The organism is Veillonella sp. KGMB01456, from assembly GCF_023051165.1.
In the GTDB taxonomy this organism is placed as follows: Bacteria; Bacillota; Negativicutes; order Veillonellales; family Veillonellaceae; genus Veillonella_A.
Genome location: NZ_JALKIG010000020.1, coordinates 24,427 through 38,042, shown reverse-complemented (window position 1 = coordinate 38,042; position 13,616 = coordinate 24,427). Strand labels below are relative to the sequence as shown.

Below are 13,616 nucleotides of genomic sequence, written 5' to 3'. Positions count from 1 at the left end.
CAATTTATTGGGATTAATTTAAAAAAGCCACACACACTTTTTGTCCTATAAGCCTTATTTTAGTGATAATAGACATTTGTCTTTGTGATATAATACTTTTTAAAGACGATTTATAACTAACGTTTTCAGATTGAAAAATTTAAGCATATTTTGCTTTTACACTTGATAAGGTGGCGGTTTGTTAACCGTCACCTTTTATTTTTTTGCACTTTGTTAAATAGCATATATAATTTTAAGTTATTACTATGTTATTGATATGACATAAATATAAACGATAAATGCATCAAAAATAAATGTGAATAAAAAGAGAAATACAGAATTTATAAGGTTCTTTAGAAAGTAGGAATTAATAAAATTTAAAATTAATTTTAAGAAAAAGTTTGATTAATTTTGATAAATATGTCATTATAATATTATAAATGATTAATGTGGATATAATATATAATATTTAATCATCTTTTTTGGGGAATTAAAACTGAATATAGAAACACGATAAGTATTGGATAATTTTTTACTTACACTACATGGGGACGATTAGGTTAGTGTTAATTGAAAGGGATACATCTTATGAGTAAAAAATCCAGAGCGCTGTTAGTGGCGTCATTGCTTACGAGCTCGGTGCTATACCCGAGTTTAGGTGTGTTGGCGGCGGATCTCACAGAAGATCAACAGGCCGTATATGATGCGGTGATTCAGCAGTTACAATTGGGAGAAGGTCCGGGCGTTACTATAGGGGAAAATTCGGCTACAAAAATGGACACGTCTGTAGCCATTGGTACAAATGCTAATGCCAACGCGAATTCATCGAATACTGCTGTCGGTTGGAATGCTACAGCTACGGGTATTGGGCATAGTGCGGCCTATGGGACTAACTCAAAAGCACTGGGCGAAGGATCTCTTGCCGTTGGTCCGGGCGCAGAGGCATATGGAAAGTCCGGTATTGCGATTGGTAATACTGCGATAAGTAATACGGAAACCTTGGCTGAATCATCCATTGCTATCGGTGATAGAGCGGAAGCAAAAAGCAGTGGATCTATTGGCATGGGCATTAAGAGTATTGCATCAGGAAAACGCAGCATGGCCATGGGGATTCAAACACAGGCTACCGGTAATTATTCAATGGCCATAGGTGGTTATTCAAATGCGAGTGGTGCAGATTCAATTGCATTAGGTCATAATGCTGTTGCTGCCACTAGCTCTTCCGTAGCAATTGGGGCTAAGAGTGTGGCAGATAGGGGCTATGATACCTACGGCTATACAGTAGATCATGCGGCGTTTACAAGTGATGCCGAATTACTTACTTATCTTGGAAAAATAGACGAGTATAATGCAACTGTAGATATTATTGCAGCGAATAAAAAAGATTATGACGAAAAATATGCGGCATGGAGAGCTGATAGAGGTAATGAAGAATTAAGAGTGGTGGCCGAAGAAGCTGAAGCAAAATGGGTTGCCAGCCAACAAGCTCTATTAAAACTTACGGCTGCGTATAAATCGTATTTTGGTGCTGCCTCGGTAGGTACAGATTTTGCGACACGTCAAATTACCGGTGTAGCAGCTGGTAGTGAAGATACTGACGCCGTTAACGTGGCTCAGTTGAAAGCTCTTAATACTAAAGTTGACGCGAATAAGATAGAGTATGTTTCAATTAACTCTTCTGTAGAAGAAAATAAAGGAAATGATGGAGCAACCGCAACGGATACGGTTGCTATTGGACCGAAAGCAAGTGCTACTTATGAAGGTGCAGTTGCTATTGGGCGTAACGTTACTGCAAATGGTGGGGTAGCTATTGGCCAAAATTCATCGTCAACTTCAGAACATAGCGTAGCTATTGGTTTAGGCTCGGTTGCAGGAGATTCTTTGCAGGCTGATGTAGCTATTGGTAATGTGGCTAAGGCAGCCGGATATAGTGTAGCCATCGGTAATGGTGCGAGTGCTTTTATGGATTCGGATCCTGAGCATGGTGGTAGTGGTTTGGCTGTTGCCATTGGTAGTGGTGCTGTTGTGTCGGGGCAAGGTGGTGTAGCCGTCGGTCAAGGCTCAAAAGCGGTATTCCAATCTAATGCTATGGGCTCTTTGGCTAAAGCAACTGCTCGCGGTGCAGTTGCTATCGGTGACACAACGGAAGCTACAGGTGTAGGAGCAGTATCAATTGGTAATAGAGCTGAAGCTGATAATGTAATGGGCATCGCTATAGGTACCTATACTAAAGGTTTGGGATACGGGACCATTGGTATTGGTGGAAATGCAGAAGCTACTGGCAATTGGAGTATGGCAATGGGGCAAAGTTCTGTAGCCAGTGCCAAGTTAAGTACTGCTTTAGGCCATTATAGTAACGTTACTTCAGAGAAATCTGTAGCAGTGGGACCTTATGCTAGTGCTCAAAATGGCAGTTTTGCTACAGCATTAGGGTACTCGGCTAGTACTAGCGCTGGAAGTGCAGTGGCTTTAGGTAGTTATTCTGCTGCATCCGGTGGTGCCTCTATGGCATTAGGGTATGATTCAGCAGCTAATGTGAATACCGGTGTAGCATTAGGTGCGTTCTCTGTAGCCGATAGAGGAAGTAAGGTACATGGCTATAATGTAGATAGCGTAGGCTTTGGAGCAGATGAAGATATTGCTGCTTATATTGGAAAAGCAGAAGCGTATCAGACAGCAACAGAAGATTTTAACGCTAAACTAGCTGTTTATAACGAGAAAAAAGCTGCTTTAGCTGATGATCCTGATAATGAACAATTAAAAACAGAATATGAAGAAGCAAGTAAGGCTGCTGAAGCTAGCTTTGATGCTCGTAATGCGATTGTATCTGCGTACCGCTCCGGTTTAGGTGCTATTTCCGTAGGTACTGCGGGTGATACTCGTCAAATTACCAATGTAGCTGCAGGTAGTGAAGATACTGATGCAGTTAACGTGGCACAGCTGAAAGGGCTGAAGACTTTAGTAGATACTAAAACTGAAAGTCTTGAAGATAATAGTAAAGGTTATTTCCATGCAAATATAAAAGAAGCTACAGATCCTACATGGAATAACTATGGATTGATGAGTGAAACCGGTGGTGCAGGTGGACTTTACTCAGTGGCAGCTGGTATAGAAGCTCAAGTTAATAAAGACGCGGAAAAGGCTGTCGCTATAGGGTATCGGACAAAGACAAAACAAACAGGTGGAATAGCAGTCGGTTATGATACTGTTAGTGACGGCAAACATGCTGTAGCGATTGGTCAAGATGCTGTGGCAAAAGGCGTTGATGCGACGGCTTTAGGGTTTAATGCACAGGCATTAAATGCACAGTCATTGGCGTTGGGGAATCAGGCGAAAGCGACTGGGGCATGGAGTATTGCCATTGCTCAAGATACAGAAGCGTCAGGTCATTTGTCTTTAGCTGCTTCATATGGTGCTAAGACAGCAGGGCTTCAGTCAGTGGGTATTGGTGTTTTAGCAGCAACATCCTCGGCTGCAGAAAACTCGGTAGCTATCGGCACAATGGCGCAGGCGTTGGGCGAAAATACAACGGCTATTGGTCCTACGGCAAAAGTGCAAGGGAGTCGTTCGGTTGGTTTAGGTCAAGGTGCAACTACAGAAAGCACCGCTTATAATGGCACTGCAATCGGTAGAAATGCATATATTGGCTCGATACGTGATTCTGGTGGGGGAATCGGTATACCTTCAGATGGAATTAGTGAAGGAGATGACACGACACCTGAAGTAGGTAAAGAGCATATGAACTCTACTGCATTAGGTTTTGCAGCCAAAGCTTTTGGCTTCCAAACATTATCCGTAGGTGCCGGTGCTGAAACTTATGATACCAATACCATAGCAATAGGGGTAAATGCCGTAGCAAAAGATCATTACGCGACAGCTTTAGGGAAACAAGCGCGTGCGACTGGTAAAAATTCGACTGCTATCGGCCACTGGGCAACTAGTGTCGGTGAAGATTCTGTGTCTATCGGTACTCTTTCTACAATTCAAGGTTTAGATGGAAAGACGGCAATCAATAAATCTGCTACATCAGGTAGTTACTCTCGTGCAGCTATTGATAATTCTGTAGCATTAGGTTATGAATCTTTAGCTTATGTAGGTGATAATGTTGCCACTAAAGCTTATTTAACTGATGAAGCTTTTACAAAAGAAAATGGCGTCGTATCTGTCGGTAATGCTGAATATACTATCGGTGAAACCACGGTTGAAGCCAATCGTCGTCGTATTACTAACGTAGCAGGTGGTGCTGCTGATTATGATGCGGTTAACGTGGCTCAATTACAAGCTGTAGAGGCTGAAGGCCTTAACTTTAAAGGCGATGGTGATACTATTGTTCATCGCAATCTAGGCACTGAATTAATTATTTCCGGTGGTAATACAGATACTACAACATTAACAGATAATAATATCGGTGTTGTAGCAGACAAAGACAGTGGTTCTTTAAGTGTTAAATTATCTAAGAACCTTAACTTGGCTGATGGTAGTGTAACCTTTGCAGAAACCGCAAAAGATGCAGACGGTAACCCTCTAGTTAAAGGTGAAGATGGTAAATGGTACACGGATTTAACAGATGCGGTTTATAATGCAGATTCGCAGACTTATACCAAGGATGGTGCAGATTTAACGGCTGTCGAAAGTCCGATTGTAGGAGCGGTGAAGTTGAGTTCAACTGGCCTAGACAATGGTAATCAACGAATTACTAACGTGGCAGCTGGTGTTGATGGTACCGATGCTGTAAATATGTCTCAGTTAACTGCTCTTACTAATAAAGTCGATGCCAATAAGATTGAATACGTATCTATTAAATCTGCCGAAACTGAGAATAAACTTAATGATGGGGCTACGGGAGATAACTCGATTGCTATTGGTCCTAAAACAAAAGTAACGTCTGCAAGTGCTGTTGCTATTGGTTCCCAATCTGAAATTAGTAATTCTAATTTTAGCAGTGCGTATGGTGCCACTTCTAAGGTAACCGGTTCGGAACAAGGTACTGCAATTGGTTACGGGGCTATAGTAGATAATTCGTTATTTGGAACTGCACTCGGTACAAGGGCTAATGTTACTAATTCACTCCAGGGGACTGCTGTAGGGCAATCGGCTATTGTTAGTAGTTCAAATTATGGAACTTCCTTGGGCACATTCTCGAAAGTAATAAACTCTGATTCCGGTATTGCTATTGGTTCTATGGCAAATGTTAATAACGCAAATTATGGCATGGCCATAGGTATTAACAGTTCTGTTACTATTCAAGGCGGTACAGCCTTAGGCTATGGAACGTCTGTAACAGAAAAATCGGGGGTTGCCTTGGGGTTAGGTGCAGTGGCTAATCGAAGTGCTGAAGTATATGGCTATTCACCTGATGGTGTGACCTTTACGGATGATGCATCAGTAGCAGCTTATCTAGGTAAAACTGCTGAATTCGAACAGGCAAATCAAGATTATGTTGAAAAAGTTCAAATTTTCCAGGAAAAATTAGTGGCATATCAGCAAAATCCGAGAGATCCAAATGCAATACAAGCTTACGTAGATGCTGCAAACGCTATGACTGAAAGTTTTGAAAAACGAACTGGTATTATTGCAGCCTATAAACCTAGTTATGGTGCCGTTTCAGTAGGTGGTTCGGGTGCAACTCGTCAAATTATTAATGTTGCGGCTGGTACGGAAGCTACTGATGCGGTTAACTTGGCACAGCTTAAAACTGTAGAAACCATTGCTAAAGCTCATACCGAACTTACTCTTGACGGTAAATCCGCAACAGCCGGTGCTGATGGTAAGTTAGGCGATTACATTGGTGAAAACAATCTCACCATGGCTGTTAAAGACGTTAACGGACAGAAAGTTTATGACCTCAAATTGAAGAATGAAGTTGTCATAGGTCAACCTGGTAAGGATGGCAAAGACGGTACACCTGGTAGCATTGGTTTAGTTGGTCCTCAAGGTCCGGCCGGCGAAGATGGACAACCTGGTAAGAATGCTTACGGCGAAATTTCCGTTAAGAACGGCGTCGATGGTGTTGATGGCACTAACGGTAAAGACGGTATGACTCGTATCGTTTATGTTGATGAAAACGATAAAGAGCACACAGTAGCTACTTTGGAAGACGGCTTGAAGTTTGCCGGCGATACAGAAAATGTAACTATCGCTAAGAAACTCAATGAAACATTAACAGTAACAGGCGGCATTAGCGATGCAAGTCTACTCACGGACAATAACATTGGTGTCGTTGCTCAAGACAAAGGTGGTTTAACTGTTAAATTAGCGAAAAATCTTGACCTAGCTGACGGTAGTGTACGTATAGGTGGCACAACCGGTGAAGACGGTGCTGTTACCGGTGGCATTTACATCGCTAACCAGAAAGCTGTACCAACGACTAAGGACGGTAAAACTGAAGATGGCTTGTTTATTACCGGTTTAGGTAATACTAAGTGGGATCCTGCGACTAACGGCATCGTAAGTAGCTGAGCTGCTACCGAAGATCAGTTAGAAAAAGCTATTGCTAAAGTATCCTCAGACGTTGGCGGCGCTCACACGGAACTTACTCTCGATGGTAAATCGGCAACAGCCGGTGCTGACGGCAAGTTAGGGGATTACATTGGCGATAACAACCTCACTATGGCTGTTAAAGATGTTAACGGTCAGAAGGTTTACGATCTCAAACTTAGTAACGAAGTCGTTATCGGCACACCTGGCAAGGATGGCAAAGACGGTACTCCTGGTAGCATCGGTTTAGTTGGTCCTCAAGGTCCTGCCGGTGAAGATGGTCAACCGGGTAAGAATGCTTACGGCGAAATCTCCGTGAAGAATGGTGCTGATGGTGTTGATGGCACGAATGGCAAGGACGGTATGACTCGTATCGTTTACGTAGATGAAAACGATAAAGAACATACGGTAGCTACTCTGGAAGACGGCTTGAAATTTGCCGGTGATACAAAAGATGTAACCATCGCTAAGAAACTCAATGAAACTTTAGAAGTTAAAGGTGGCATCAGCGATGCAGGCTTGTTAACAGATAACAACATCGGTGTTGTGGCCAAATCTGATGGTGGTTTAACCGTTAAATTGGCTAAGAACATAGACTTGGCTGACGGTAGTGTACGTATTGGTGGTACAACCGGTGAAGATGGCGTTGTTACCGGTGGTATTTACATCGCTAAGCAGCAAGGCATAGCAACAACTAAAGATGGTGTAACTGATGATGGTTCCTTTATTACAGGCTTAACCAATACTAAATGGGATCCGGCGACTAACGGCATAGTAAGTGGCCGTGCAGCAACCGAAGATCAGTTGAATGCAGCTATTTCCAACGTGGTGACTTCGGTTGGTGGAGCTCACACCGAACTTACTCTCGATGGTAAATCTGCTGAAGCCGGTGCTGATGGTGAGTTAGGCGATTACATTGGCGATAATAACCTCACTATGGCTGTTAAAGACGTTAACGGTCAGAAGGTTTACGACCTTAAATTGAAGAATCAAGTTGTTATCGGGCAACCTGGCAAGGATGGCAAAGACGGTAAACCTGGCAGCATCGGTTTAGTTGGTCCACAAGGCCCTGCCGGTGAAGATGGCCAACCTGGTAAAAACGCGTATGGCGAAATCTCCGTGAAAAACGGTGCTGATGGTGTTGATGGTACTAACGGCAAGGATGGTATGACTCGTATCGTTTATGTTGATGAAAACAATAAAGAGCATACAGTAGCTACTCTGGAAGATGGTTTGAAATTTGCCGGTGATACAGAAAATGTAACTATCGCTAAGAAACTCAATGAAACCTTAGAAGTTAAAGGCGGCATTAGTGATGCAAGTATGCTCACGGATAACAACATCGGTGTTGTTGCTGAAGAAAAAAGTGGTTTAACCGTTAAATTAGCGAAGAACCTTAACTTGAATGACGGTAGTATTCGCATTGGTGGAACGACTGCTGAAGATGGCACTCTTACCGGCGGTATCTACATAGCTAATCAGAAAGCAGTACCAACAACTAAGGATGGTAAGACCGAAGATGGTTTATTCATTACAGGTTTAGCCAATACCGATTGGAATCCGGACGCAAATGGCATTGTTGAAAACCGTGCCGCTACTGAAAAACAACTGAAAGCAGTTGCCGATTCTTCTGCAAGAGTGGATGCAGCTAACTTGTCAGATGATAATGTAGATAGCTGGAAGGCTAAACTAGGTATTACCGACACACTTCTTGGTGAAGCAGGTGCTTGGAAGTTAACAGTAAATGATACTGGTGAACGTTCTATTAAGAAAGACTCTGTAATTAATTTCGTTAACGGTTCTAACGTTCAGATTACCCAAGAAGATAATGACATCAAGGTAGGTCTAGACTCTAAATTCGTAGAGCAAGTTACAAATAATACGAAGAATATCACTAATTTAGACAACCGCGTAACAAAAGTTGAAGGCGATGTAACCGATGTTAAGAAAGACATTACTAAGATTAACAATGACATCACCAATATCAACAAGGATATCACAAATATTAACACTAAGATTGAAACAATCGAGGGTAAAGCAGGCGTAGCCAATGTAGTCGGCGATCCGGAAACCGGTGTTAAGGCTGAAAAAGTTGATGCAAATGATGCTACGAAGGGCGTAAAAGTTAGTCTTGAAGAAAAAATCAAAGTAGGTGGTATTACAATTGACGGCACAACTCCAAGCGAAGGTGAAACGGCAAATCGTACAATTACAGGCTTAACTAACACAACTTGGGATGCTGAAAAGGCTGTCGATAACCGCGCCGCTACGGAAGGTCAGTTGAAGGACTTTGCTAAGAGTATTGCCGGTACGGCCGGAGCTACTACGATTAATGGTGATGATAATATCAACGCTGTTAAAGTGGAAGGCAAAAACGAATACAACTTATCCTTAAACGATGACTTAAAGGTTGGTAACAGCATTGCCGTTAATAACATGACGTACATTTCCAAAGATGGCATCAATGCTAATGATAAGGAAATTAAGAATGTGAAAGCTGTTGAGCTTACAGCGGATGGCACGAACGCTGCTACAACCGGTCAGGTTTACACGGTTCGACAAGAAATGGCAACTGCAATCGGTGGTGTAGCTACAGCCGTTCAGAACAATGCTCGTCAAATCTCCAAATTGGACTCGAAAGTCAATAAATCCGGCGCCGGTGCCGCCGCCTTGGCAGCCTTACATCCATTGGATTATGATCCTGACAACAAATGGAACTTCACGGCCGGTATGGGTACTTACCACGGTTCTAATGCAGTAGCTTTGGGTGCCTTCTATCGTCCGAATGAAAATACATTGTTCAGTATCGGCGGCTCTATGGGCAATGGGGAAAACATGATGAACGTCGGCGTCAGCATGAAGTTCGGTAACTCCAATCCGTATGCGGGCATGAGCAAAGGCCGTTTGATTGAGTATGTTGAAAAACAGACCAGTGAAATCGACGAATTGAAAGCGCAGAACGAAAGTCAGAACGAACGCATTCAAAAACTGGAAGAATTGGTTCAGTCCTTAATGGCTGCCCGATAGTTTAAAGAAGTTAGTTTTTAAAAACTTGGGAATGTGTAAGTAGTTAAAAGATGTTAAGCGAACAAGTGCTTAAAAGATGTTAAGTGTACAAGTAGTTAAGCTTTTTGCAATAGGCAAAGCAAAGTAGTTGGCAGTACCTTTAATGTAAGGGTGTATATAGCATTTACTCTATGGTTAGTGTTAAGGCGGGAGGTGAATCGGAGGAGCCAAAGTAAGTGGTTCCTGCAAATGTAGATTTAGTTAACCGTGGCAGTCATTGGCTGCAGGGGACACTGGTTGACTTTAAAATCTGCAGTAATAACTATTCTTCTCAAACAAATGAGGCTGTATCTAAAATGTGGGTAAATCTACATTTTGATACAGCCTCATTTGTTTTTTAGTTTTTTTTAAAAAAAGAAATCACCGGAAGGACGCAACCCATGATTAGACAAGGCACTCTTCATATTAAGGCAGCAAATGCGATTTTCTGCTATCGGTGATTTCAATTTAATTGTATCACACAACTCTAAAATAATTTAGTCGATTAAGGGAATCATGTTTTTCCCTTGTTCCGTTGAGTATTTTAAAGCAATACTATATAATTAATTAGATAGAGAATTTTAACATAAGTTGTGAAGGAGACAATATGCGATTACGTAGAAAACCTTGGATTGACGAGGCTATTCATGAATATGATTCCCACGTGATTTTAGAAAACCACGAGGCGCACAAAGGTAAGTGGCGAGAGATGTTCGAAGACCCGACAAAACCTTTGTACTTTGAACTTGGCACCGGTAAGGGCCGCTTTATTGCAGGCATGGCAGAAACTCATCCGGAAGCCAATTTTGTAGGCTTTGAAGTGCAGCTCGGCGTTTTATATTACGCGGCTCAGAAGATTTTTGAACGCAATTTGCCAAACGCCAAAGTATCTTTATTTGATATTGCCGGCATTGAAGACGTTGTGGCACCGGAGGAAATCGATCGTTTTTACATCAACTTCTGCGATCCATGGCCGAAAGCACGCCATGCGAAGCGTCGTTTAACATATCGTACGTTTTTAGATAGATATGCTCGTTTACTAAAACCACAGGGCGAAATTCATTTCAAAACAGATAATGAAGGACTCTTTTTGTTCTCCTTAGAAGAATTTAAAGAATGCGGCTGGACGTTAAAAAATGTGACTTACGATTTACACAGCACGGATACGCCGAATGTAATGACTGAATACGAAGAAAAATTTAGCAAAAAAGGACAGCCGATTTTCCGCCTGGAAGCAATTAAACCTGAGGAGGCGTAATTATGGCGCAAAAGGTTAAAAAATTACCTTCGTTCAGTTTGAAAACGCTGTTCCGCAATGATGCGCAGGCCATTATGGTTATGGTAGGCATTTGGATTATTATCGGGAGTCTCAATATCTATAGTGCGACCTCGGTGGATTTAGTGCGTCAAGATTCGTTCTTTTCCAGCAATATTGTAAAACATATCATATATTTAACGCTCGGTTTATTTTTAGGGCGAGGCGTGTATAGGCTGGATTATCGAAGGCTGAAAGACGAAAAGTTCTTAAATATAATTTCCTTGGTTCTTATCGTTTTATTGGTAGCCGTTTTTGCGGGTGTACAAGTTAACGGTGCGTATCGCTGGATTTCCCTGCCTTTTGGCGTATCGATTCAGCCGTCGGAATTTGCTAAATTAGGCGGCATTATTTGGACTTGTAAATATATTGAAGACTGGCGCAAGCGCTATCCTCATGTAGAGCTTTTAGAAAAACACGATTTATACGGGCGGCGATTTGCACCGCCGTTTACCTATCGGCCAACCAAAGCACTTTGGGCGCCGATAGCATTTGCCGGTCTTACGCTGGTAGAACCGGATACAGGGACGGCCATGTTAATTTTGGCATTCCCTTTACTGTTGATGATAATCGGTAAAATGAGCCGAACATCTTTGACTCAACTAAAATATCTCGGGTTCATGGGGATAATTGGTTTTATTGTTTTGATTTGGGTTTCTGATTATCGGCGTGACCGTATTTTAGCGTGGTGGGACCCTTGGGGCCATTCGTTAACCAAGAGCTTCCAAAGCGTACAAAGTCTTGTGGCCATCGGATCTGGTGGGATTTTTGGCCAGGGCCTTGGTGAGGGGACGGCTAAGTACTTCTACTTACCGGAAGCTCATACTGACTTTGCCTTTGCCGTTTGGGCTCAAGAAACAGGCATATTGGGGGCGCTGTTTTTAGCGATTGTCATATTCCTGTTTGTTGTTTACGGTTTGCGTGTGGCGGCTGACGCCCGTGATTTATTCGGAAAACTACTAGCTATCGGCATTACTTGCCTCATTGGGGGGCAGGCCTTTTTCAATATGCTGATGGTTTGTGGCGTTTTGCCGGTTACCGGTGTACCATTGCCATTTGTTTCTTATGGTGGTTCCTCGTTATTGATGAACATTTTTGCGGTGTCTATTTTGCTTAGCATTTCACGCAGCAATGAGCTCGCTAATCGCCAGATTGGGGCACAAGGTGTGGCACCGTCCCTTCGCGAAGAGACGCGTAGTCGTTTCAGACCATCCGCTGGTGGCGTTAAGTAAGGACGCGTAAGATAGCAGAATGAATTCATCGTATACAAGACACTTGATGAATTGAACTTTTATTGATATTAATATCAAACAGGCTGTTTTTAGACTGCGTTTTTAAAACGCAAGTTTATATATTTTATAGTATTAAGGGTTTAAAAGGATTTCAGAAAGGATTTAGAGGAATGAAAGACTTTATTGACGTATCTGAACGGCCGTCAAACGCGGCCATGTTGCCGTTGAGTTTCCAGCATTTATTCGCCATGTTCGGGGCTACCGTTTTGGTACCGTACTTGTTAAAAGCGGATCCGGCAACGGCGTTATTTATGAACGGGATTGGTACCATTTTGTACTTATTTATTTGTAAAGGGAAAATCCCTTCCTATTTGGGCTCCAGTTTTGCGTTTATCGCGCCGGTATTATCCGTTATGGCGGCCGGCATGTCTTATGAAGCGGCACAGGGCGGTTTTATCGCCTTTGGTTTAGCCTTTATAGTATTGTCCTTCATTGTTCGTGCCGTTGGTATCGGCTGGATTGATTTGTTATTCCCACCGGCAGCCATGGGTGCCATTATCGCCGTTATCGGCTTGGAACTCGGTCCGGTAGCTATGGGCATGGCCGGCATCGTTGGTGACAGCTGGCAAACCTTGGGCATGACCCACACACAAGTTGTGACCATTTCCATGTTCTCCTTGATTGTAACTATCTTGGGCACCGTTATTTTCCGTGGTTTCTTCGCGGTAATTCCGGTACTAATCGGCGTTGTGTCCGGTTATGTGTTGGCGGCCATCATGGGTGTAGTCGATTTTTCAAAAGTATCCGAAGCGGCTTGGTTCTCCTTGCCTCATATGACCACACCGGTTTTCAATATTAACGCAATTTTGATGATTATGCCGGCTTTGTTCGTAGTATTTGCGGAACACGTAGGCCACTTGGTGGTAACCAGTAACATCGTAGGTCGCGACCTCATGAAAGATCCGGGCCTGGAACGCTCTTTATTGGGCGACGGTATCGCCAACATTCTGTCCGGTTTCTTTGGTGCGACACCAAATACGACCTATGGTGAAAACATCGGCGTTTTAGCCATTACTCGCGTTTTCAGCGTGTACGTTATCGGCGGGGCGGCTGTGTTAGCGATTATCTTCTCCTTTATCGGCAAAATCGCTGCATTAATCCACGCTATTCCGGTACCGGTTATGGGTGGCGTAAGTATCTTGTTGTTCGGTATCATCGCAGCATCCGGCTTGCGTATGCTCGTTGAACGTAAGGTAGATTATACACGTCCTGATAATTTGATTTTGACGTCTATCGTTATGATCACCGGCCTCAGCGGCGCTCAAGTAACACTTGGCCCGGTTGTCCTTCAAGGCATGGGCCTCGCTACCGTAGTAGCTGTTATTTTAAGCCTTTGCTTTGCAATTCTTCGCAAAACAGGTATCGGTAATAAACAGCTTAAACACGACTAAGTTGAGGTTGTGTTTTGATTGAGCCGTGTATACGGTACGGCTAAGTTATAACTAGATTATAGCTAGATTATAGCTAGATTATGACTTAGCCCGTATTTGACAGTGTATAATCAGCAC

5 protein-coding genes are annotated in these 13,616 nt (G+C 42.8%); all 5 read left to right on the top strand.

The window, feature by feature from the left end:
• Positions 1 to 567: 567 nt before the first annotated feature.
• The 5 genes from MXE28_RS07100 to uraA all read left to right on the top strand — a co-directional run bounded on the left by MXE28_RS07100 (position 568) and on the right by uraA (position 13,499).
• Positions 568 to 6,438, top strand: a complete 5,871-nt coding sequence (locus MXE28_RS07100) for a hypothetical protein (RefSeq protein ID WP_226974663.1) — start codon at positions 568 to 570, stop codon at positions 6,436 to 6,438.
• A 150-nt stretch (positions 6,439 to 6,588) separates the two neighbouring features.
• Positions 6,589 to 9,483: a YadA-like family protein gene (locus MXE28_RS07095; protein ID WP_226974662.1), complete on the top strand. Its 2,895-nt coding sequence runs from the start codon at positions 6,589 to 6,591 to the stop codon at positions 9,481 to 9,483.
• Between the two features lie 625 nt (positions 9,484 to 10,108).
• The gene (gene trmB / locus MXE28_RS07090) at positions 10,109 to 10,759 is read left to right on the top strand and encodes a tRNA (guanosine(46)-N7)-methyltransferase TrmB (RefSeq protein WP_021840678.1); all 651 of its coding nucleotides are present in this window, start codon (positions 10,109 to 10,111) and stop codon (positions 10,757 to 10,759) included.
• 2 nt (positions 10,760 to 10,761) lie between these two features.
• Entirely contained in the window at positions 10,762 to 12,048 is a 1,287-nt protein-coding gene (locus MXE28_RS07085; RefSeq protein ID WP_021840679.1) for a putative peptidoglycan glycosyltransferase FtsW, read from the top strand.
• Between the two features lie 170 nt (positions 12,049 to 12,218).
• Complete coding sequence (gene uraA / locus MXE28_RS07080) at positions 12,219 to 13,499, top strand: uracil permease (RefSeq protein ID WP_127059219.1); 1,281 nt, start codon at positions 12,219 to 12,221, stop codon at positions 13,497 to 13,499.
• Positions 13,500 to 13,616 lie beyond the last annotated feature (117 nt).

Bases quoted from the DNA above. Each gene is read 5' to 3' on its own strand.
- MXE28_RS07100 (WP_226974663.1), top strand. From the start codon at position 568: ATGAGTAAAAAATCCAGAGCGCTGTTAGTGGCGTCATTGCTTACGAGC.
- MXE28_RS07095 (WP_226974662.1), top strand. From the start codon at position 6,589: ATGGCTGTTAAAGATGTTAACGGTCAGAAGGTTTACGATCTCAAACTT.
- trmB (WP_021840678.1), top strand. From the start codon at position 10,109: ATGCGATTACGTAGAAAACCTTGGATTGACGAGGCTATTCATGAATAT.
- MXE28_RS07085 (WP_021840679.1), top strand. From the start codon at position 10,762: ATGGCGCAAAAGGTTAAAAAATTACCTTCGTTCAGTTTGAAAACGCTG.
- uraA (WP_127059219.1), top strand. From the start codon at position 12,219: ATGAAAGACTTTATTGACGTATCTGAACGGCCGTCAAACGCGGCCATG.